Genomic DNA, 21,055 nt, shown 5'->3' with positions numbered 1-21,055 from the left:
ACCTTTTTCTCCGTGCCACAGGAAGGCCTCCATCCCCTGTGTTTCCTGATGAAGCCGCTGCTGGGAGCAAGGGCCTCCCGGCCCTTGTAAACCCCTTCTTTTCCCTTCCACCCAGCCCCAAACTATGAAGGCCGGAGGCCTTCATTCCCAGTAAAACCTTTTTCTCCGTGCCACAGGAAGGCCTCCATCCCCTGTGTTTCCTGATGAAGCTGCTATTGGGAGCAAGGGCCTCCCGGCCCTTGTATATCCTTTCTCTTCCCTTTCAACCAGCTCAACGATGAAGGCCGGAGGCCTTCATTCCCAGCAAGCTTTCCCCTCCTTGCAAATCCTGCCGGGTCGGCAGGAAAACAGGAAGCCGCGGCGGCCCCATACAAAGCCCCGTTTCTTCACGCGCTCCCGTTTGAAAAGCCAGCTTCCAGAGCCGCCTTTTTCTCCATTCTCCCTTGCCTGGAAAAGAAAGCGGGGTTACCCTTCCTTCCGCAATGACAGATACACCTTTGCAGATAGCCGACCGTCAATTCACCTCACGCCTGATGATGGGAACGGGCAAATTTTCCTCCAATGAGAGCATGAAAGAAGCTCTGGAATCTTCCGGCTCCCAAATCGTAACGGTAGCTCTGCGCCGGGCGGACCTGACGGGCAGCCATGATCCCGCCGCCAATATTCTGGACTTCATTGATCCGGAAAAATACCTCCTTCTTCCGAACACCAGCGGAGCCACTACGGCGGAAGAGGCCGTGCGCCTGGCCCGCCTGGCTACAGCCGCCGGACTTCCCAACTGGATCAAGCTGGAAATCCATCCAGACGCCCAGTACCTGATGCCGGACCCCATTGAAACGCTCAAGGCAGCGGAAATCCTGGTCAGGGAAGGCTTCACGGTGCTTCCCTACATCAACGCAGATCCCGTGCTGGCCAAACGCCTCCAGGAAGCCGGAGCGGCGGCCGTCATGCCTCTTGGGGCTCCCATCGGCACCAACAAGGGCGTACTGACCAGGGAGCTGATTAACATCATCATTGAACAAGCCGTCGTGCCCGTGGTGGTGGACGCCGGGCTGGGAGCACCCAGCCACGCGGCAGAAGCCCTGGAAATGGGAGCGGACGCCGTGCTCGTCAATACGGCCATTGCCGCCTCCGGCGATCCCGCCTGCATGGCGGAAGCGTTCGCGCTGGCCTGCCGCGCCGGACGCATGGCCTACCTGGCCGGCCTTCCCTCCGTCTCCGGCAAGGCCGCAGCCACCAGCCCCCTAACCTCCTTCCTGCATTAAAAGGACAGGAATCCGGAAAAACGCTTCTCTTCCGCCATAGCCTAGGGCGCCTTGGGAACTTCCTGCTCCATCTTCCTGCGGATCATGAATTCCAGGATGAAACAAGCGGCTACAAACAGGATAATCAGCGGAATCAGGTAAGGCTGGCTAAAGAACATCTGGTAGAAGAAAGCCCCCAGAATAAACAGCATCACCAGGAATCCCATGATAATAAGCAGGCCGTTTCCCCTCGTCTCTTTCCGGAGCCGCCAATGGGCAACGAACACCGCCAGGTAACTGATAAGGAAGCACGCCCCCGCCAAATTGGCGATGGCTACCAGATTGAAGGCATTCGTCATCACCAGAATGCCCAGCAGAAGATAAAAAAAGCCTTCCGTTCCGTTGCCCCAGAAGGGCTGCTTGAAGATGGCCCCAAGCTGGCCGTTGCGGGCCAGGGCCCTGGAAATGTCCAGCATGCTGAACATGGTGGCGTTAATGGCTGACGCCGTGGCAATCAGCGCCGCTACGGATACGGCCATGAACCCCCACACGCCCAGTACGGGATAGGCGGCCTGCGCCACGGCGGTTTCCGTATGGCTTTCCAGGGAGGTGGCGGGAACATTGGTCAGTACCACGTAGGAAAGCACCAGGTACAATACCAGCACGATGCCTATCGCCAGAAAAATGGCCTTGGGCAGCGTTTTAGCCGGATTCTGCAAATTGCCCGCCGTATTGGCCATCATGCCATAGCCGGCAAAGGCAAAAAACGTCAGCCCCACACTCCCCAGCAGTCCGTCCAGCCCCTTCACCGGAATGGGATCCGCCCCCACCGGCACGGAAGAGCCGAAGCTGGCAAGCATCAAAATCGTCAGAATCAACAGCTTGAACGCCACCATCACCACCTCAGACTTCCCTACGGCCCTGGCTCCTCCCATGTTTAAAGCGCCCAGCAGCAGAATGGCCACGCTGGCGAAAAGAGCGATGGAATAGTTGTTCGTCAATTCATCCCGCAAAAACAGCCGGGACGCATACGCCCCGAAAGACTTGGCCACCAGGGCCACGGTAATCACCAGTGTCCCCAGGTAAATCAGCGTCAGCGCGCCGGACAGGGTCTTGTGGGAAAAAGCCTCGTTGAAATAATCCATAATTCCGCCGGAACGGGGATAACGGGAACCCAGCTTCGCGTAGGTATAACCGGAAAGCAGGGCGGCGACGCCCCCCAGCACAAAGGACCAGTATACATTTTTGCCGGCCATCAGGGTCGCCTGCCCCATGAGGGCGAATATTCCCGCCCCCACCATGGAACCTATTCCCAATGCAATCACGCTCCACAGGGATAAATAAACTTTTGGAGCCTTTCCGTGCATAAGGGAATTAGAACGCCCGGAACCCCGGAACGTTGACCTATACCCGCGGGATGACACGTCTGCCGGGTTTCAGGACGGTCCCCAGCGTCATCATGACTATTGCGGCACGGCTTTCCCCTTGAACCCTCCGCAGGCGGCATGTAGGGTACGGCTGATGATCAAAACCGCCATTTTTGACTTCGACGGAACTCTTGCGGACACCATACCCCTGTGCCGGGAAGCCTTCCGCCGCGCCGTGTGGGATCTGGACGGCAGAAAGGTGACGGATGAAGAAATCGAACGCCAGTTCGGACCGGACGACCTGGGGGTTATCCAAAGACTGCTTCCCGGAAAGCCGGAGCTGCACGAACAGGGCAGGGAATTGTTCATCCGCTATTACCGCGAACTGCATCCGGAGCTGGCTCCCGCCCCCTTCCCCGGAACGGCCGAACTGCTGGGCACCCTCCGCAGCCGCGGCATCCGGCTGGCCATGGTCACCGGCAAACGCCTGGAAAGCGCAGACATTTCCCTTCAATTTTTCCACCTGTCCGAGTTCTTTCCCATCCTGGAAACGGGCTCCGCGGAGGGCGGCGTGAAACCGGACCGCATCAGACGGGCGCTGAACCGCCTGGATTCTTCCGCCGCAGACGCCATTTACATTGGAGACTCCCCCACGGACGTGGACGCATGCCGCGCCGTTCCCATCCGCATTCTTGCCGCCGGATGGGCTCCGGAAGCGGATGTGAAAGGGCTTGAAGCACGAAAGCCGGACTACCTCCTGACCCGCTTTGACGACCTGGACCGTTTTTTCCGGGAACATGCGCCCCTTCATGAAGGAAATGAAGGCCTTTAATATTGCAATCCCGCAGGAAATCAGACACCATTACTCACCCCGTTAAAACCAATCCTTCAATGACTTCTCAAAAAGAATCAGGAAAAGAGGGCCTGAAAATCCTGCTCATGCTCGCCAGCGTCATCGTCATCACGGCCGGCCTGCAGGCGGGGAAGCCGGTGCTGCTTCCCGTCGTCCTGTCCGGCTTCCTGGCGATCGTCAGCTATCCGCTGACCACCTTTTTCAAACGCCGTCTTCATTTCCCGCACTGGCTGGCGGTGGCCTTCACCGTTATCATGGACTTTGGGATCCTGGTGGGATTGGGTTATCTGGCCCAGTACCTGGGACAGGATCTCGCCAAAACCGTTACAAACAAATATCAGCCCATGCTGATGGAAAAAATCCATGACCTCCGCACCTTCCTGATAGAGCATGACTGGAACAACCTGGCGGACCAGATGCTCCAGGAACTTCCGGACCTACTTAACGGTCAGCGCATTGTAGCCTTTTCCACGGGTGTCATGGGGCAGCTCGCCTCCATGCTGACGTTCACCACCCTGATTCTGATCCTGATGACCTTCTTCCTGGGAGAAGCCCCCCTCTTCCGGATGAATATCAACAAGCTGGGGAATAACAGCGACACAGGCATCCGCAAATTCTCCAAGGCCCTGACCGGAGTTCAGAAATACCTGATCATTAAGACATTCATCAGCGCCGCCACGGGCTTGCTGGCCTTCCTGCTCTGCTACTACATGAGGGTGGACTTTCCGCTGCTATGGGGCATTGTAGCCTTCGCGCTCAACTTCATTCCCACCTTTGGCTCCATCATCGCGGCCATCCCCCCCACCCTGCTCGCCCTGCTTCTGATCAGCCCCACCGCCGGCATTATCGTAGCCGGGGGCTACCTGGTGATCAATACGGCGCTGGGAAGCTGCCTGGAACCTATGCTGCTGGGCCGCCAGTTCGGCATCGTGACCAGCATGGTTCTGCTCTCCGTCATCTTCTGGGGATGGGTATGGGGCCCCATCGGCATGCTTCTGGCCGTCCCCATCACCATGCTGATCAAGCTGGGTCTGGAAAGCTCCAAGGACCTCGCCTGGATCGCGCAGCTCATTGACAACCCTCCTACGCCCAGATTCCCGCTCCCTCCTCTCCATTCCGGGAAAACCAACGAAAGCACAACCAAGGAATAACCCATGCACTCATTCGCTTATAAAAACGGCACGCTCTACTGTGAAAACGTCAACCTCCAGGAACTGGCGGACAAGGAAGGCACTCCCCTGTACGTTTACAGCAAGCAGACCATTCTGAACCATTTCCACCGCCTCAGGGAGGCCCTGGCGCCCCTTCACGCGGAAGTGGCCTATGCCGTCAAGGCCTGCTCCAATATCGCCATCCTGAACCTCATGGCCCGCAACGGCGCAGGGTTCGACATCGTTTCCGGCGGCGAACTCTTCCGCGTCATCAAGGCCGGGGGAGACCCGGCCAAATGCACCTATGCCGGCGTGGGAAAAACGGAGCCGGAAATCCGCTACGCGCTGGAACAGGGCATTTACTGCTTCAATGTGGAGTCTGAGGCGGAACTGCGCGCCATTGACGCCATCGCCGCATCCATGGGAGTGAAAGCCCCGGTAGCCGTGCGCGTCAATCCCAACGTGGAGGCGGGAACGCACAAATACATCACTACCGGGAAGGCTGAAAACAAATTCGGCGTGGACTTTGAACGCATCGAATCCCTTTACGAGATGGCGGCCCGCGAACTTCCGAACCTTCACTTGAAGGGGCTGCAAATGCACATCGGCTCCCAGCTCACCCAGGCGAAGCCCTTCCTGGAAGCCGTCAGGAAAGTGGCCCCGCTGGCCGCCGCGCTCAAAGAAAAGCACGGCATTGAATTCTTCTCCATCGGCGGGGGCATCGGGATCGTTTACCAGAACACGCTGGATTCCGGCGTCCAGGAATGGTGGAACGAAGATTGCGCCCAACTCACGCTGAGCACGTACGCCCAGGCCGTCATGCCCACTCTTCAGCCTCTGGGGCTGCACATCATCGTGGAACCGGGGCGCCTCATCGTGGGGAACGCCGGCGCGCTCATTACCCGCTGCCTGTATGAAAAGGCGGGAAAGGCCAAGACCTTTAAAATCGTGGACGCCGGCATGAACGACCTCATCCGCCCCGCCCTCTACCAAGGTTACCATGAAATCATTCCGGTAAAGGAACACCTTTCCGAATCCTGCATCACCACGGACGTCGTGGGCCCCATCTGTGAATCCGGGGACTTTCTGGCCCAGAACAGGAACATGACGGACGTGCGCCAGGGAGAACTCCTGGCCGTACTGTCCGCCGGAGCCTACGGTTTTTCCATGTCCTCCAATTACAATTCCCGCCCCATGGCGGAAGAAGTCCTGGTGGACGGCAGCCAGTGGAGCATTATCCGCACCCGCCAGACCTGGGAAGATATCATCCGGGGGGAATCCATTCCGGAATAATCTCCCGCATTCCATCTTTCCTCTCTTTCAGGGGGCGTCTCATGAAGGTAAAAGCCGGAAGAGAGACGCTCCCCTTTTTTCTTGTTCCATGTTGACGGAAAGAATCGTTTTCCCTTTGCCGCCATGCTGCTGCCTTGCGTCCATTCTTCCAGCGGCAACGCCGCCCTCAGTGATCCTGATGTTCCGGAGGACAGGTCCATGCTCTTATCATTGACCCGCCAGAAGAATGTGACGGCACGGAAAAGTGTTCAACCCGCCATGCGAGGAGAAAAAACGATATTTTCCCGCCTCTTTAACCGTATACTGGAAATGAAATATTTCTTGCAGACAGCATGCGGCGTCATCCTGGGGGCAATTGCCTGCATGCAGGGTTTTGGAGCGACGGCCCATCATGACAGCTGCATCAAGGAAAACTGGAAAGAGGAAATTCCCCAGCCGGTTTACCCCGATAAAAAACTTGTGGACCTTTACCATAAAACATGGGAAATCGCGGCCGGACGGGTAAGAAGAGGCCCCGAGGGCCTTCCGGGGTCGCCCTACATGGATGAAAACTGCTACGAAGATCAAATCTGGATTTGGGATACCTGCTTCATGATGCTTTTTGCCAAGTATGCGCCGAATTCATTTCCCGGAGAGAAAAGCATGGACAACCTCTACAAGCCCATCTGGGATAAGGTAAAAACTCCGCTTCTCATTCACTTCGTTGACAACCCTCCGTTATTTGCCTGGGTTGAAAAAGAATATTACGACTTTACCGGAAACAAAAACCGCCTTCATGAAATCCTGAATCAGCAACAGTACCTCCAAAAACATTTTGACTGGTTTTCCCATGCCAAAGCGGGGGAACGTTTCGAATGCTCCCCCCAAAACATCCACTTGAACGCCATCGGTGAAGATGGTTTTACATGGACGGGGCGCGCCAGCGGCATGGACAACACGCCCAGAGGCCGGGACGCCGGCGGCTTCAATAAGATTTTATGGATTGACGCCATTTCCCAGCAGGCCCTGAGCGCACGCTGCATTGCCCAAATGGAGGAATCACTGGGCAATACGGACGCAGCCGGGAAATGGAGGACCATCTACAACAAGCTGAAAGACAAAATCAACGAACTCTACTGGGACGAACAGGACGGATTCTATTATGATGTAGCAATAGAAGACAAACAGCCCTGCCGCATCAGAACGATGGCCTCCTATTGGCCGCTGTTAGCCGGAGTTGCCTCACCGGCCCAGGCGGAAAGGATGGTAAAACACCTTCTGGATCCGCAGGAATTCGGCGGAGACTACCCCACCCCCACGCTCTCCCGCCGGGATAAGGATTACCATGACCAAACAGGGGACTACTGGCGCGGCGGCATCTGGCTGCCTACGACGTACATGACCGTCAAGGCGCTTGAAGGATACGGCTACCATGCAGAAGCCGACAGGATAGCTGAAAAAATCGTCCGCCAGCAGCTTGCCGCTTACCACGGTATGGAACCCCATACGATCTGGGAATGCTACAGCCCCAGTTCCAACGAACCGTCCACGGAATATGGCCGCAGGGCCCGTCCGGAATTTTGCGGCTGGTCGGCGCTGGGGCCCATTTCCCTCTTCATTGAAAACGTCCTGGGCTTCCATCAGGTCTCTGCGCCCCGGAATGAAGTCCACTGGAGATTGAACAAGGAGAAAGGCAGGCACGGATTGAAAAACCTCCACTTCGGCACCACCACGACCGACGTGGTTTTTGACGGAACGAATACCGTTGACGTCAGCAGCAACAACCCTTATTCCCTCGTGATCAACGGCAAAAAATACACCATCAAACCCGGAACCACTTCCATCATCCTGAAATAACCTGTTCCATTGGATATTGCCGGATTTCCGGGCATCCACTTCACGGCATCGGTCCTGCGGCGTTCCGGCCATTCCCGGCACCGGGGAAAGGCCCTTCTTATTCCATCCAAGGCAAACCCCGTAAAGTTGTCTTGCGCAGTTCCCTGGAATATATTATTCACGGTGAAACTTTTTCCTCCCCTTTTTCCGTCATGTTTCCCAGAAGCCTCTTTTTAGCCGCCGGCCTCTTGTCCGCCTCCGCCGCCTTTTCCCTCCCCTCCAAGCCCGTACCGGGCGATCCGGCCATCATTCCCCTTCCGTCAGTGCTGGATGTGGAAAAGGACAAGCCAGGGTTTCTGGTCAACACCACGCTGCCCCTCTCCAAAACCGGAGACAAGGCATGCCTTGCCTCCTTCGTGACGGGATTCTCCAACAACATCCATCACATCAAGGTCGCCCCGGCCCCTTCTGCGGCAAATGCCGTGCAGATTCTCCTGAAAAAAGACGCTTTCCCGTCTCCGGAATGGTATTCCATCAAGGTCACCACGCAAGGCGTCACCATTGAATGCACTTCTCCCGCCGGAGCCTTCTATGCGGCGCAGACCCTCCAGCAATCCCTGGAAAAAGACGCCGCCGGCCACTGGGCCCTTCCCTGCATGACCATCACGGACAGCCCGCGCTTCACCTGGCGCGGCATCATGATTGACAGCGGGCGCAATCCCCGTTCCATTGCGGAGCTGAAAACCATCATCGACCTGCTTGCCCGGTACAAGGTGAACACTATCCACTGGCACCTGACGGAAGACCAGGGCTGGCGGCTGGAAATCAAAAAATACCCGAAGCTTACTTCCATCGGGGCCACCCGGCCTGAAAGCCCCATCCCCGGCAACCGCAACAAGGGGGACGGAAAACCCTTCACCTTTTTCTATACCCAGAAGGAAGTGAAGGAACTGGTGGACTACGCCAGACGCAGGCACATCACCATCGTTCCGGAAATAGAAACGCCGGGGCATGCCGCCGCAGCCATCACGGCCTACCCGGAATTCGGCAACAAGGACATTCCCGGCTACAAGCCGCGGGTGGCGACGCGCTGGGGCATCCTTCCCTTCACGTTCAGCCCCACGGAACCCACGTTCAAGTTCCTGGACGGCATTCTGGAGGAAGTCTGCCAGCTTTTCCCGGATTCCCCCTACATCCACATAGGCGGGGACGAAGCCCCCAAGCAGCAGTGGAAGAACTCGCCACAGGCCCAGGAGGTGATGAAGAAAAACGGCCTGAAAAACGAACAGGAGCTCCAGAGCTACTTCATCCACCGCGTGGAACAACTTGCAAACGCCCGCGGCAAGCAGATCATCGGCTGGGATGAAATCCGGGAAGGCGGTCTTTCCAGGACGGCCACCCTGATGATCTGGCACGATCCCGGCATCGCCAAAGAAGCCATCAAGAACGGGAACAAGGTCATCATGACCCCTTTTGAAAGCACTTACCTGATCCGGCAGGAGGGGCCCCATCCGGAGGGCCCCGAATACGAAATGGCGACATTCTCCACCATTCCCCTGCAGAAGGTCTATAACATGAACCCCGTCCCGCAAGGCCTCACCCCGGAACAGGAAAAGAACGTCCTGGGCGTGCAGGCAAGCTGCTGGAGCGAATACATGACCACCCTGGCCAAATGGCAGTACATGGTATTTCCGCGCATGTTCGCCATGGCGGAACTGGGCTGGACGCAACCCGACCGCAAGGATTTCACGAACTTCAAGGAACGCCTGGACCGGCACAAGCCCTTCCTGGACGCACTGCGCGTCAACTACCGCACGGATTCCGGGGAACCGGCGCAGCCCAAGGCCAAAATGCTCCGCGAATAAACATGCCCCGCAAGAGCGCCGCGGCCCCTGCGCACGCCGGAGTTCAGCCTTGCCCTCCCGGAAAAAAACACCTATCATGTCCCCGTTATGCCAATAGCCACACCAGAACAATACATTACCATGCTTGAAACGGCCAAGAAGGAAGGCTATGCCTATCCGGCCGTCAACGTGACCACGATCGAAGTGATCAACGGCGCCCTCCGCGCCTTCTCCGAAGCCAAGAGCGACGGTATCATCCAGGTTTCCATCGGCGGCGGCAAATTCGCCTCCGGCACCTCCATCGGCAACTCCGCCCTTGGCGCCATTGTTCTGGCGGAAGCTACGCGCCGCCTGGCTGAAAAGCACAACGTATTTGTGGCCCTGCACACAGACCACTGCCAGCCCGAACACGTGGACACCTTCCTGCGCCCCCTGATCGCCGAATCCCGCCGCCGCGTGGAACGCGGTGAAGCCCCCCTCTTCAACTCCCACATGCTGGACGCCTCCACCCTTCCCATGGCAGAAAACCTCAAGCTTTCCCGGGAACTGCTGAAGGAATGCGCCGAACTGGGCATCGTCCTTGAAATTGAAATCGGCGTCGTGGGCGGCGAAGAAGACGGCGTGGACAATTCCGGCCATCCCGCCGACAAGCTTTACACCTCTCCGGAAGACATGCTGATGACGTACGAAGCCCTGGCTCCCCTCGGCAAGTTCATGCTGGCCGCCACCTTCGGCAACGTGCACGGCGTGTACAAGCCCGGCCATGTCAAGCTGAAGCCCAGCATTCTGCGCGACGGGCAGGACGCCGTCGCCGCCAAGCACGGTGAAGCGGCCCGCATGCCCCTCGTCTTCCACGGCGGCTCCGGTTCCGAACTTTCCGACATCCGTGAAGCCGTTTCCTACGGCGTGGTCAAGATGAACATCGACACGGACACGCAGTACGCCTTCACCCGCCCGATCGTCTCCCACATGTGCGAACATATCAACGGAGTGCTCAAGATTGACGGTGAAGTGGGCAATAAGAAGGACTACGATCCCCGCTCCTACCTCGCCAAGGGCGAAAAGGGAGTTGCCGCCCGCCTGCAGGAAGCCGCAGACAACCTCATGTCCGCCGGCAAAACCCTCTTCGGCAAAATCTAAAACGCCTTTCAACGGCTTTTACGCAGCGCCCGGTTCCCGAAAGGGACCGGGCGTTTTGCTTGAAGACGGCCTGCAGACATAAAATTCGCCGGCTCTTCCAACGTTCATGATCATGATTGATCATCCATCCATGCAGACAGAGGGAGAGACGGTCACCATCTCCTATCCCATTCTTCAAGACGGGAAGAAGCCCCGCACGCTTTCATTTACAGCAAACTCCCGTTTCCGTGACTTTTTGGATTCCCGCAGGGCGGACGGAGCCCTTGTGGCCTTGCTGCCCTGGATTTCCCAGCAAGGCGGGCAGGTGCGCGTCCTTCCTGCCATCTCCCCACGCCTGTACCGCTTCGGAATACGACTTCTCACCCACATTCTGACGGGAATAGGATCTTTCCTGAAACCCATTAGACACGCTGGAGAAGTTCGTGTAGAAGCTCTTCCCCCATTCCCGGCTTCCGCACCGGCACGGGTGGCTCAGTGGGGGTGGATTCCCTGTATACCATTACGGAACTAGAAAAACCTCCTTTACTTCCGCAAACGGCTCTCCCAGTCTTTCCAGTGGTCCAGACATTAAAAGGAAGAAGGCCCCGCCTTCCCCACCGGAGGAGGTCACAGCCGTTTCTTGCAGACCCGTAATCCGCAGACTTTGATGCGGAGCACTCCGTTCTCCTCCTTGCGGTAATAAAGGTATTTGGACAAAGCGGCCGCCTTCCCCATCTTCCGGGCGTGCGCCGCTTTCTTTGTCCGGCATCGGTCCATGTCCGGAACAGCCAAAACCTTGTCCAGCCAGGGAAACTCCTCCAATTTGTCCAGCACATGCAGGCGGGAAAAACGCTCCCGCAGGGACAATTCATAAATTCCGGAAATTTTGCCGTAAACGTTGTCCATCAGAAAAACCTCCTTACCCAGAAGCGCTCCGGAAATGCCTATATGCAGCCTGTCCGTCAAAATAACGTCCGCCTGGTCCAGCGCCTTCAAAAGCCACCGGGTATAAGCAAAGGCATGTGGTATGTCATCAATCACACGCATGAAATAACCAGAAATATCCGTATTCAGGGGAAGGGAGGCCAGAGCCTCAGCCCGGCCCGTGCTTTCCGAATCACGTCGCAGGCAGACGGCCAGTTTTTCCCCTCTATCCAGCGTGACCAGGGAAACATTTATATCTCTCTTCATGCATTTGCCCCATGCCCGTTCCTCCATTTCCAGAAGCGGCAGAGGAATGCGCCGTTTTTTCAACATCCCGGCGTCTGCCACCAGGGCCATGTCATCTGCCAGCAGGAAATGCGCCCTCCCATTCCGGGCCACGCAATATTCATAACTGGCCCGTTCCCGGCAGCATACGGTAAAACGCTCGTCCAATACGTCCACCAGTTCATCACATTCCCTGAAACTCTGCGGCAGGATCACGCATCTCCGGATACGCGGATCGGAAAAAAGCTGCACATAGTGGGGAAGCATGCCGAAGTAGGGAACAAAACCTCCGCCGCCTCCATACACCAGGACGATTTCCTCCATGCCGGAAGGGAGATTCTGCCCACAGGGAATGAAGGGCAGCCCTTCCTTTTCAAACAGGGCAACGGTGGATGCCGCAATCAATGCATCCCCCACATTGCCGTGGTTCATCATATAAAGGAAGGGGCCCAGCTCACGCAAAATTTCTGTAAGCGTGTGCAGGGAGGCTGGGGAAGAAGGAATCCGGCTATCATCCATGATCCTTATCCTATCCCAACCTCAACGGAGACGCAACTCCGGAAACGGGTCACTCCTCTCCTGTTCCGGGAGGCTAGTTGCCGGCTTTGCGGGACTCCCTCACGCGGTCGTTGGCGTTCAGGATGCGCTTGCGCAGGCGGATGAAATGGGGAGTAGCCTCCACCAGTTCATCAGGTTCAATGTATTCAATGGCGCGTTCCAGTGAAAAGACGACGGGCGGGGAAAGCTGGATGCCGTCCCCCTTGGTCGCGGAACGGATGTTGTTCAAGTGCTTTTCCTTGCACGGATTAACCGGCATATCCATCTGGCGCGGGTTTTCACCCACGATCTGGCCTTCGTAAATATCCTCCTGCGGCCCCACGAACAAACGGCCGCGTTCTTCCAGGGCTACCAGCGCAAACGGCGTGGAAACGCCCGTTTCCATGGAAACCAGCGTACCGGTGGTACGCGTGGTAATGTCCCCGGCATAGGGACCGTAATCCCGGAACAGGTGGGAGAAGATGCCGTGGCCTGACGTCAGGTTGACCAGCTCAAACTCAAACCCGATGATGCCGCGGGTGGGAATGTAGGCCTGGATGAAGGTATGGCCCGTGCCTTCCCTGCACACCATGTCTTCCATCTGCCCCTTGCGGGCGTTGAGGAGTTTCATGACGCCGTTGGCGTGTTCGTCCGGGACTTCCACGTAAATTGTTTCATACGGTTCCGTAAGATGGTCGTTCTCATCCCTCTTCATGATGACGGTAGGACGGGAAACGCACAGCTCATAATTTTCACGGCGCATGGTTTCCACCAGCACGGCGATCTGCATGGCCCCGCGGGCGGAAACGGAGAATACGCCGGCCTTGTCCGTATCCTCCACCTGGATGGAAATGTTCGTCCGCATTTCCCTGATCAGGCGGTCGCGGATCACGCGGGAAGTCACGTTCTTGCCGTCGCGGCCGCCGAAAGGCCCGTTGTTGATGGAAAACTCCATGGAAATGGTAGGCGGGTCAATCGCCACGAACGGCAGGGCCTCCGTATCCGCGGAACCGCCCAGGGTTTCCCCGATGTTCACGTTTTCAAATCCCGCCACGCCTACGATGTTGCCCGCCACGCCAATGGCGGAATCCGTTGTGCCCAGACCGGAATATTCAAACATGCGGGTCACTTTGCCGGAAATGCAGGAGCCGTCGCTCTGGTGGAGCCAGACGGTATCCCCCTTCTTCACCGTGCCGGAGGTGATGCGGCCGATGGCCACGCGGCCCACATAATCGTCCCAGTCAATATTGGAAACGAGCATCTTGAAATCCCCTTCCGGGTCGGCGTCCTTCGGGGCCGGGATGTGTTCCACAATCTTGAACAGAAGCGGCGTGCAGTCCACGGGAGGTTCCCCTTCCATGGAATTCATGAAATAGCCGTCGCGGGCGGATCCGTACACAAAGGGGGCTTCAAACTGTTCGTCCGTGGCGCCCAGCTCCAGGAAAAGTTCCAGCACCTGGTCATGCACGGCGGCCGGGTCCGCATGGGGGCGGTCGATCTTGTTGATGACCACAATGGGCATCAGCCCTTCCTGCAGGGCCTTGCGGAGCACAAAGCGCGTCTGGGCCTGCGGCCCTTCAAAGGCGTCCACCACCAGCAGCACACCGTCCACCATCTTCATCACGCGTTCCACCTCCCCGCCGAAGTCCGCGTGGCCGGGAGTATCCACAATGTTGATGGTGTACCCATTCCAGAGGATGGAAGTATTCTTGGCCTTGATCGTAATGCCTTTTTCACGTTCCAGATCCATGGAATCCATGGCGCGTTCCTGCACGGCCTGGTTGGCCCGGTAGGCTCCCCCCGCCTGCAAAAGTTGGTCAACCAGGGTCGTTTTCCCATGGTCAACGTGAGCGATAATGGCGAGGTTGCGGAACTTGGAAGGATCTGACATTGCGCGCGAGAGCTAAAAGCACTGGAAAATAAATGTCAAGCCTGCTCCACGAATACCTCCATATATTTTTGACGCGCCTGGGCGCGCACGCGTGCCGCTGCCGCAAAAGGTGACGGAACTTTTATTCCCTCCGGTGAATTTATAGCTTTCCCCTGCTCCCAAATAGGGCTATCCTGTTCCGGCATAAATAATTTCTCAATTTTAGATAACGATGAAGATTTGGTTAGATGGAAAACTGGTGGAACAGGAGGAGGCCAAGACCTCCGTTTTTGACCACGGTACACTCTACGGAGACGGCATTTTTGAAGGTATCCGGTTTTACAACAGACGCGTCTTCCGCCTGGAAGACCATATGGACCGCCTGTACAACTGCGCCCATTACCTGCTGCTGGACATTCCCTACACCCGTGAGGAGCTATCCAAGGCCGTATGCGACACGGCGGCGGCCTCCGGCCTGGATGACGGTTACATCCGCCTGGTGGTTACCCGCGGCGTTGGCAATCTGGGGCTCAACCCCTTCAACTGCAAGCGCTCCTGCGTCTTCATCATCGCGGATAAAATTTCCCTTTATGACCCTGCCGTGTATGAAAACGGACTGACCCTGATCACCAGCTCCGTGCGCCGCAACCGTCCGGACACCGTTTGCCCCCAGGTTAAGTCCCTCAATTATCTCAACAACATCCTGGCCAAGATGGAAGCCGTGCGCCAGGGCGTTGCGGAGGCCCTGATGCTGAATGACCTGGGAAATGTGGCCGAATGCACGGGAGACAACATTTTCATCGTGAAGGACGGGGCCGTCTTTACACCGCCCGTCACGGACGGCTGCCTGGACGGCATTACACGCCGCGTCGTGCTGGAAATTTGCAGGGAGCTGGAAATCCCGGCGAAGGAAAAAACGATGAACCGCTTTACCATCACCTGTGCGGATGAATGTTTCCTGACCGGCACTGCCGCAGAGTGCGTCCCGGTCACTAAACTGGACGGCTACCAGCTGGGTTCCGGAAAAATCGGCCCTGTGACGGCCCGCATCCTGGCTCGCTTCCAGGAACTGACCCAGACCACGGGAACGGCCTTCTAAAGTGCCCTGCCCCTTTTTAAAAGGTAAAAACGGCCCTGCCGAATAGCGGGGCCGTTTTTTTGTGCTGATGTGTCAGAACCGAAAAACCGGGCAACGCTGCTTCACGCAGAATAAAGCACCGAAGACCACCAAATCAGTAAATCTGCGCGGGGAACAGGTGCAAACACGTGTTCCCCGCAGTTCGGCCATGATAAAAACACGGTAAAAGAATACGTTACCAACGGCATCAACGGAAGCGGACCACCTGGGAATAAAGGTTTGGCAAGCCCGGTTTCCCAGGCTTCATGGTACACCCATTCCAAGCATAACGGAGGAATCCTTTTTAAGACAGCCTCCGCCTTATCTCACCTCACGCATAGGAAAAACCCGCCTGCGTTCCTTTTCCAGTCAACCGCGCAGAACCCATCCTGACTGAAAAAGGACAGAACTATTTTTTCTTCGGCAATCCGGTTTCCGGATCAAACTGCTTGGCCTGCTGGGCGTGTTCCTTCGTCTGATAAAACCGCACGTAATCAATCAGGAATTTTACAGGATAACCCTGGCCATCCTTCGGAGCCTTTTCACACCAGCTGCCACCCACGGCGGAATTAAGAATGAGGTAAAACGGCGTCCGGAAGGGGTTGCCAGCTTCATTGGCATAATTGGTGGTATTCAGATCAATGGACTTCACCAGCTTGTCATCCACCATCAGTTTGATGGAATCCTTGTCCCATTCCATGACGTAAGTATGAAAATCATCGGAAAGATTATCAATCTTGACGGTGCCGCCGCGGGAAGCGTCCTTCCTGGACACGCCGTCCGGGCTTAAATGGAAGGTGGAATAAACCACGTCCGGCTGCTGGGAAATATTTTCCAGCATATCAATCTCCCCATTGACGGGCCAACCCCACTTGTTCTTGCCAAGCAGCCAGATTGCAGGCCAGATGCCTTTGGTTTTGGGAACCTTGGCCCGTACTTCCAGCCTGCCGAACATGAAGGTCTTCGTCTTGATCGTACTGACGGAACCGGACGTATAAGGCATGAACTTGGTATTCTTGATCCAGTCCGCCTGGCTCTTCTTGTAATTGACATTGGGGAACTTTTCAAAATGGGTTTCCAGAACCAGACAGCCGTTCTCCAGCCTCATATTCTTCGACCGTTCAGTATAGGTCTGCTGGGAACCCTGGTTGCGCACCACGCCCAATTCCGGCTTCCACTTCTTGGCATCTATTTTGGATCCATTGAACTCATCCCCCCAAACATACACCCACCCGCCGGGAAGGGTCTTCGGAGGCGTGACGTTTTCTCCCTTTCCGGACATGCAGAGGCATGCAGTCAACAGTATGGCAAACAAGCTTTTCTTCATACGGACCAATACTGTACCGGGAACCGCAGCCTTTCAAACAAAATAGTCCGGTCAGACTCTTTTCTCATTCCTTCCTTCCGGAATGGCGGAAATACCGCATAAATGCATGGCAATCCTCTCCTACTCTATGTTATATCATGCGGTATGAAGACCAATTCTTCACCCCGTGGCTGGGCTCTTCTTCACCAGACGCCTGTGGGGCCCATGGTCATGGTGGAAAATGGAACGGCCATCACGCACCTTTTCTTCGGCCGCATGGCGCAGACGGAACAGGTGAAATGGGAGGAAACGCCCCTGCTGCGGCAAACAGCCCATCAACTGGACGAATACTTCCAAGGGATGCGCCGCACTTTTGACGTGCCGCTTTCTCCTGAGGGAACGGAATTTGAACAAATAGTCTGGAAAGCCCTTCAAACCATCCCCCATGGGGAAACCAGAAGCTATGCGGACATTGCCCAGCAGATAGGAAGGCCGTCAGCCTGCCGGGCTGTGGGACATGCTAACAACCAGAATCCTGTCAGCATCATCATCCCCTGCCACCGGGTCATCGGGGCCAACGGAAAACTGACTGGTTATGCGGGAGGCCTGAGCATCAAGCAGTATCTGCTGGAACTGGAACAGGGCGCCGTGGCTCCCTTCATCCTGCTTCCGGATGCAGAACACACTTTCCGGAATGTCCCCGCCGACTCTTGAAAAAGGCACACGGGCACCAACCTGTTCAATGCGGCCCGTCGTCCGTTTGAGGGGGAGTCATGGACTTCAAGGCGGCCTTGGGAGACTCAATGCCGAGCCACTGGAGGGGCAGCAATTCCCCCGTTACCTTGTAATGCCGGTAAGTCAATCCGGTGAAAACGGCCAGGAAAAACACCAGGACGGCATACAGGGCCATCCACATATAATTCTTCCGCGCCGTACGGGTAGCCTGGTCCGCCAGATGCTGCAAATTCCGCATGGCGGGGGAAGGAGCAACTGTTTCTTCTTCCCCTGTATCCGGTCCAGAAGCCAACCCCGGAGAGGGTTCTTCTGTAAACCGGAGGCGGGCGTCCCCCAGGGCGATCTCGTCCCCGTCATAGAGGGAGGCGGCTCCCATGGGCGTCAGCCCGTTGATCTTAATACCGTTGGTGGAACCAAGGTCTTCAAGGACATAACCGCCTTCCTTGAACTGGAGCAGGGCGTGTTCCCCGGAAACGGATTGAAAGGGCAGTACTATTTCACAATGTTCGTCGCGCCCGATGCGCGCGAAATATTCTCCGTTCTTCGGAAGAACGATGGTTTTTTCGGAACCGTTGGGCAGCTGGATGGAAAGTCGAGGCATGATTCACGGGCATGATGCCATGCCAATGCTCATTTTCAATCCAAAAGACCGTTTACCCGGAATGCACGGAAAAAAATAGGGCATGCGCCCGTCCTTTGGTGAGGAATGGATTCTATGCAGTTCCCTCCTATGGCTTCATTTTCCCGTCATTGTTGGAGAGCCGGAGTTTTCCGGGAGGGTTATACGTTCGGAATACAGATACTGGGTGTTGGAACAAACCGCCGCCGTTCTCCTCTGGAATGTGGCTGCCAGTATTTTTCCCGATCGTCTTACAGCTTTCAATGATCAACAGCACATGCCTTCCATGGAGCCTTTTACCCGCTGTCCGGCCTCCGTTCCTATTCTGCCATGGGGATTATTTCTCCGGATCCTTCCCTGGCCGTCACATGCAGAGCCTGCATGACATCGGCGAAAGAGGAACTCTGCTGTTCTTCCTGGCTCTACTGGTACGGAGTATGATTCTCCCCATTCGCTGCTGTGAAGACAGCCAGCGGGAGAATAAACCAATACGGACCTTCGGAAAAATATCCGGAATTACCGTCATTCTCCGGAATTTCTTTTTCCCGGGCTGTTTTCCGGTTCACTGGAAAAGTCCGCCGTACATGCCATGGAAAAGCCATGCAGTCCTCCACTTGGCTTGCTTTTAAGGTGGAAATGTCTCATATTCAGAACATGTTTGTTGACAACATCCGCATATTTGCCAAGGCAGGAAAAGGAGGAAACGGGCTGGTCAGTTTCCGCAGGGCCAAATTTGTGCCCAAGGGCGGCCCGGACGGCGGCGATGGCGGCGATGGCGGAAGCGTCATTCTGGAAGTAGATCCGCACACCAATGACCTGCGTTCCTTTTTCTATGATCCCAAACTGGTCGCAACGGATGGAGTAGGCGGCCAAAGCGCTAAAAAACATGGCAAGAACGGCAAGTCCGTCATTGGGAAAGTTCCCCCCGGCACCATTATCTACCGCAGCAACGCTTCCTCCATGGCGGAGGCGACCTGGCTGGAACGGGAAGGAGAGGGCATTGAATTGGAAAAAATAGCGGACCTGACGGAAATCGGCACCCGGTTCACGCTGTGCCAGGGCGGCATCGGCGGCAAGGGCAACTGGCATTTCCGCTCTGCGACCAACCAGGCGCCCACAGAAGCCGAACTGGGAACGGAAGGAGAGGAAGGCGTCTTCTTCATGGAACTGCGCCGCATTGCGGACGCCGGACTGGTGGGTTACCCCAACGCGGGCAAGAGCACCCTGCTGGGAGACATCTCGGAAGCCAAGCCCAAGGTCGCCAATTACCCCTTCACCACGCTTCAGCCCATCATCGGCGTAGTGGAATTCAACAGCTTCCGCCGCTGCATTGTGGCAGACATTCCCGGCATCATTGAAGGTGCACACAACAACCGCGGCCTGGGACATGAATTCCTGCGCCACATCACGCGTTGCAAGGTGCTCGTCTTTGTTCTGGACATGGCTGGCAGCGAAGGCCGCGACCCCATTGAGGACCTCCAGAACCTCCGCACGGAAATCAAGCTGTACAGTGAAGACCTGGCCAAGCAGCCCTGGTTCGTCGTCGCCAACAAGATGGACCTGGAAGGCGCGGAAGAAAACCTGGAGAACTTCCGCATGCGTTTCCCGAAGGTGGACGTCATTCCCATCTCCGCCCTGAACGGGGACGGCATTGCCCGGCTCAAGGGCAAGCTTGATGAACTCGTAGGCTATAAATTCGTCCGTTAAACTATCCTTCCCCCTCTCTCTATCCGATATGACCGCTCCGCTTGCCGCAACGACCGATCCCGACCAGCTTTTGTGCCGCATCGCCGGAATTGGAGACCTCTTCGCCATTGAAGGGGAATTCGTTACCGGCAAGGAAATCCCCAGCGGCCATATCAACACCACCTACAAGGCCACCTACCGCAAAAGCGACGGTACGGAAGATTCTTACATCCTCCAGCGTATCAACGATTACGTCTTCAAGGACCCCCGCGCCGTCATGCGCAATGTGGAGAAAGTCACGCGCCACATCAACTGGAAAGTCCTGCGCCGCCTGAAAGATTCCGCCGGCCAGACTCTTAACCTCTATCCGGCCCGCGGCGGCCGCAACTACATCGACATCCCCGGCGACGGCATCTGGCGCTGCTACAACTACCTGGCCGGCACGCACACGTACGATGTGGTGGAAAACACCCGCCAAGCCTACCAGGCCGGATTCGCGTTCGGCTCCTTCCAGGATCTGATCAGCGACATGAACCCGGACGACATCGTGGAAACCATTCCCGGCTTCCACCACACGCGGAACCGCTTCAACCGCTTGATGGAAGTGGCGGCCCGGGATCCGCAGAAGCGTCTTTCCAGCTGCCTTCCGGAGCTGGACTTCATCAAGGCCCGCGAGCAGGACGTGGACCGCCTGCTGGACCTTCAGGCCAGCGGCGTTCTTCCCACCCGCATCACTCACAACGACACCAAGATCAACAACGTCATGCTGGATGAAGACACGGACCATGCCGTCTGTGTCATTGACCTGGATACGGTCATGCCCGGACTTGTCCTGTACGACTTCGGGGACATGGTGCGCACCGTCACCCCCCCTACGGAAGAAGATGAGGAAGACCTGGACAAGGTGCGCATGCGCATGCCCATGTTCCAATCCATCGTAGAGGGTTATCTGGAAGCCGCCCACGGCTTCCTGACTCAGGCGGAAATAGACCAGCTGGCCTTCTCCGGAAAACTCATCACGCTGGAAATCGGCATCCGGTTCCTGACGGACTACCTGGAAGGAGACCAGTACTTTAAAATATCCCGCCCGGACCACAACCTCATCCGCTGCCGCACGCAGCTCAAGCTGGTGGAATGCATTGAACAGGAACTTCCGGTCATGGAGCAATACGTCCAGCGCCTGGCCAAGGGGCTGTCCAGAAAATAGGGGGGCTGCTTTTCTTCCCTGTTTTTTCCTTCTCTCCGGGACGGCGCTGCCGTCCCTTATTATTTATATTATTTGAACACTGC

General features: G+C 56.6%; 17 protein-coding genes. 12 read left to right on the top strand and 5 right to left on the bottom strand.

Annotated features, from left to right (window positions below; genetic code table 11):
* The first annotated feature begins 482 nt into the window (after window positions 1-482).
* On the top strand, window positions 483-1,265 hold the full coding sequence (locus LIO64_RS06360; protein WP_290548603.1) for a thiazole synthase: 783 nt from the start codon (window positions 483-485) through the stop codon (window positions 1,263-1,265).
* A gap of 41 nt (window positions 1,266-1,306) precedes the next feature.
* Here LIO64_RS06360 and LIO64_RS06355 read toward each other — a convergent pair whose 3' ends face one another.
* Window positions 1,307-2,611, bottom strand: a complete 1,305-nt coding sequence (locus tag LIO64_RS06355) for an APC family permease (protein WP_290548602.1) — start codon at window positions 2,609-2,611, stop codon at window positions 1,307-1,309.
* A gap of 154 nt (window positions 2,612-2,765) precedes the next feature.
* Between LIO64_RS06355 and LIO64_RS06350 the strand changes: the two genes are divergently transcribed.
* From LIO64_RS06350 to LIO64_RS06320, 7 genes are all read left to right on the top strand, one after another.
* Complete coding sequence (locus LIO64_RS06350; protein ID WP_290548601.1) at window positions 2,766-3,443, top strand: HAD hydrolase-like protein; 678 nt, start codon at window positions 2,766-2,768, stop codon at window positions 3,441-3,443.
* Window positions 3,444-3,502: 59 nt separating this feature from the next.
* On the top strand, window positions 3,503-4,615 hold the full coding sequence (locus LIO64_RS06345; protein ID WP_290548600.1) for an AI-2E family transporter: 1,113 nt from the start codon (window positions 3,503-3,505) through the stop codon (window positions 4,613-4,615).
* A 3-nt stretch (window positions 4,616-4,618) separates the two neighbouring features.
* Window positions 4,619-5,908 carry a diaminopimelate decarboxylase gene (gene lysA / locus LIO64_RS06340; protein ID WP_290548599.1) on the top strand — a complete coding sequence of 430 codons (1,290 nt, stop codon included), beginning with the start codon at window positions 4,619-4,621 and terminating at the stop codon, window positions 5,906-5,908.
* Between the two features lie 309 nt (window positions 5,909-6,217).
* The gene (locus tag LIO64_RS06335) at window positions 6,218-7,744 is read left to right on the top strand and encodes a trehalase family glycosidase (RefSeq protein WP_290548598.1); all 1,527 of its coding nucleotides are present in this window, start codon (window positions 6,218-6,220) and stop codon (window positions 7,742-7,744) included.
* Between the two features lie 191 nt (window positions 7,745-7,935).
* A complete protein-coding gene (locus tag LIO64_RS06330) occupies window positions 7,936-9,588 on the top strand; it encodes a beta-N-acetylhexosaminidase (RefSeq protein WP_290548597.1) in 1,653 nt (550 codons plus the stop codon).
* Between the two features lie 87 nt (window positions 9,589-9,675).
* Entirely contained in the window at window positions 9,676-10,707 is a 1,032-nt protein-coding gene (fbaA, locus tag LIO64_RS06325) for a class II fructose-bisphosphate aldolase (RefSeq protein ID WP_290548596.1), read from the top strand.
* Between the two features lie 112 nt (window positions 10,708-10,819).
* A complete protein-coding gene (locus LIO64_RS06320) occupies window positions 10,820-11,218 on the top strand; it encodes a hypothetical protein (RefSeq protein ID WP_290548595.1) in 399 nt (132 codons plus the stop codon).
* 95 nt (window positions 11,219-11,313) lie between these two features.
* Here LIO64_RS06320 and LIO64_RS06315 read toward each other — a convergent pair whose 3' ends face one another.
* Together LIO64_RS06315 and typA are read right to left on the bottom strand one after the other, a co-directional pair.
* Entirely contained in the window at window positions 11,314-12,414 is a 1,101-nt protein-coding gene (locus tag LIO64_RS06315) for a polysaccharide pyruvyl transferase family protein (RefSeq protein WP_290548594.1), read from the bottom strand.
* Between the two features lie 73 nt (window positions 12,415-12,487).
* Window positions 12,488-14,323 (bottom strand): translational GTPase TypA, encoded by a 1,836-nt coding sequence (gene typA / locus LIO64_RS06310; protein ID WP_290548593.1) that lies wholly within the window; start codon window positions 14,321-14,323, stop codon window positions 12,488-12,490.
* Between the two features lie 211 nt (window positions 14,324-14,534).
* Here typA and ilvE point away from each other — a divergent pair, with 211 nt between their 5' ends.
* Complete coding sequence (gene ilvE, locus LIO64_RS06305; RefSeq protein WP_290548592.1) at window positions 14,535-15,401, top strand: branched-chain-amino-acid transaminase; 867 nt, start codon at window positions 14,535-14,537, stop codon at window positions 15,399-15,401.
* A gap of 427 nt (window positions 15,402-15,828) precedes the next feature.
* Here the strand turns inward: ilvE and LIO64_RS06300 are convergent, their stop codons facing one another.
* On the bottom strand, window positions 15,829-16,746 hold the full coding sequence (locus LIO64_RS06300; RefSeq protein WP_290548591.1) for a glycoside hydrolase family 16 protein: 918 nt from the start codon (window positions 16,744-16,746) through the stop codon (window positions 15,829-15,831).
* A 144-nt stretch (window positions 16,747-16,890) separates the two neighbouring features.
* On the opposite strand from LIO64_RS06300, the gene LIO64_RS06295 reads away from it, so the two are divergent.
* Window positions 16,891-17,439 carry a methylated-DNA--[protein]-cysteine S-methyltransferase gene (locus LIO64_RS06295; protein WP_290548590.1) on the top strand — a complete coding sequence of 183 codons (549 nt, stop codon included), beginning with the start codon at window positions 16,891-16,893 and terminating at the stop codon, window positions 17,437-17,439.
* Between the two features lie 25 nt (window positions 17,440-17,464).
* Here LIO64_RS06295 and LIO64_RS06290 read toward each other — a convergent pair whose 3' ends face one another.
* Entirely contained in the window at window positions 17,465-18,061 is a 597-nt protein-coding gene (locus LIO64_RS06290; RefSeq protein ID WP_290548589.1) for an FHA domain-containing protein, read from the bottom strand.
* Between the two features lie 618 nt (window positions 18,062-18,679).
* Here LIO64_RS06290 and obgE point away from each other — a divergent pair.
* Entirely contained in the window at window positions 18,680-19,786 is a 1,107-nt protein-coding gene (gene obgE / locus LIO64_RS06285; RefSeq protein ID WP_290548588.1) for a GTPase ObgE, read from the top strand.
* A 28-nt stretch (window positions 19,787-19,814) separates the two neighbouring features.
* On the top strand, window positions 19,815-20,972 hold the full coding sequence (locus tag LIO64_RS06280) for an aminoglycoside phosphotransferase family protein (RefSeq protein WP_290548587.1): 1,158 nt from the start codon (window positions 19,815-19,817) through the stop codon (window positions 20,970-20,972).
* The last annotated feature ends 83 nt before the right edge of the window (window positions 20,973-21,055 follow it).

It is taken from the genome of Akkermansia sp., assembly GCF_020860705.1.
In the GTDB taxonomy this organism is placed as follows: Bacteria; Verrucomicrobiota; Verrucomicrobiia; order Verrucomicrobiales; family Akkermansiaceae; genus Akkermansia.
Note: the sequence above shows the minus strand (reverse complement) of the source record. Positions and strands in the feature narration are given on the sequence as shown.

Excerpts from the sequence above, each read along its gene's own strand:
- LIO64_RS06360 (WP_290548603.1), top strand. The coding sequence starts at position 483 with ATGACAGATACACCTTTGCAGATAGCCGACCGTCAATTCACCTCACGC.
- LIO64_RS06355 (WP_290548602.1), bottom strand. The coding sequence starts at position 2,611 with ATGCACGGAAAGGCTCCAAAAGTTTATTTATCCCTGTGGAGCGTGATT.
- LIO64_RS06350 (WP_290548601.1), top strand. The coding sequence starts at position 2,766 with ATGATCAAAACCGCCATTTTTGACTTCGACGGAACTCTTGCGGACACC.
- LIO64_RS06345 (WP_290548600.1), top strand. The coding sequence starts at position 3,503 with ATGACTTCTCAAAAAGAATCAGGAAAAGAGGGCCTGAAAATCCTGCTC.
- lysA (WP_290548599.1), top strand. The coding sequence starts at position 4,619 with ATGCACTCATTCGCTTATAAAAACGGCACGCTCTACTGTGAAAACGTC.
- LIO64_RS06335 (WP_290548598.1), top strand. The coding sequence starts at position 6,218 with ATGAAATATTTCTTGCAGACAGCATGCGGCGTCATCCTGGGGGCAATT.
- LIO64_RS06330 (WP_290548597.1), top strand. The coding sequence starts at position 7,936 with ATGTTTCCCAGAAGCCTCTTTTTAGCCGCCGGCCTCTTGTCCGCCTCC.
- fbaA (WP_290548596.1), top strand. The coding sequence starts at position 9,676 with ATGCCAATAGCCACACCAGAACAATACATTACCATGCTTGAAACGGCC.
- LIO64_RS06320 (WP_290548595.1), top strand. The coding sequence starts at position 10,820 with ATGATTGATCATCCATCCATGCAGACAGAGGGAGAGACGGTCACCATC.
- LIO64_RS06315 (WP_290548594.1), bottom strand. The coding sequence starts at position 12,414 with ATGGATGATAGCCGGATTCCTTCTTCCCCAGCCTCCCTGCACACGCTT.
- typA (WP_290548593.1), bottom strand. The coding sequence starts at position 14,323 with ATGTCAGATCCTTCCAAGTTCCGCAACCTCGCCATTATCGCTCACGTT.
- ilvE (WP_290548592.1), top strand. The coding sequence starts at position 14,535 with ATGAAGATTTGGTTAGATGGAAAACTGGTGGAACAGGAGGAGGCCAAG.
- LIO64_RS06300 (WP_290548591.1), bottom strand. The coding sequence starts at position 16,746 with ATGAAGAAAAGCTTGTTTGCCATACTGTTGACTGCATGCCTCTGCATG.
- LIO64_RS06295 (WP_290548590.1), top strand. The coding sequence starts at position 16,891 with ATGAAGACCAATTCTTCACCCCGTGGCTGGGCTCTTCTTCACCAGACG.
- LIO64_RS06290 (WP_290548589.1), bottom strand. The coding sequence starts at position 18,061 with ATGCCTCGACTTTCCATCCAGCTGCCCAACGGTTCCGAAAAAACCATC.
- obgE (WP_290548588.1), top strand. The coding sequence starts at position 18,680 with ATGCAGTCCTCCACTTGGCTTGCTTTTAAGGTGGAAATGTCTCATATT.
- LIO64_RS06280 (WP_290548587.1), top strand. The coding sequence starts at position 19,815 with ATGACCGCTCCGCTTGCCGCAACGACCGATCCCGACCAGCTTTTGTGC.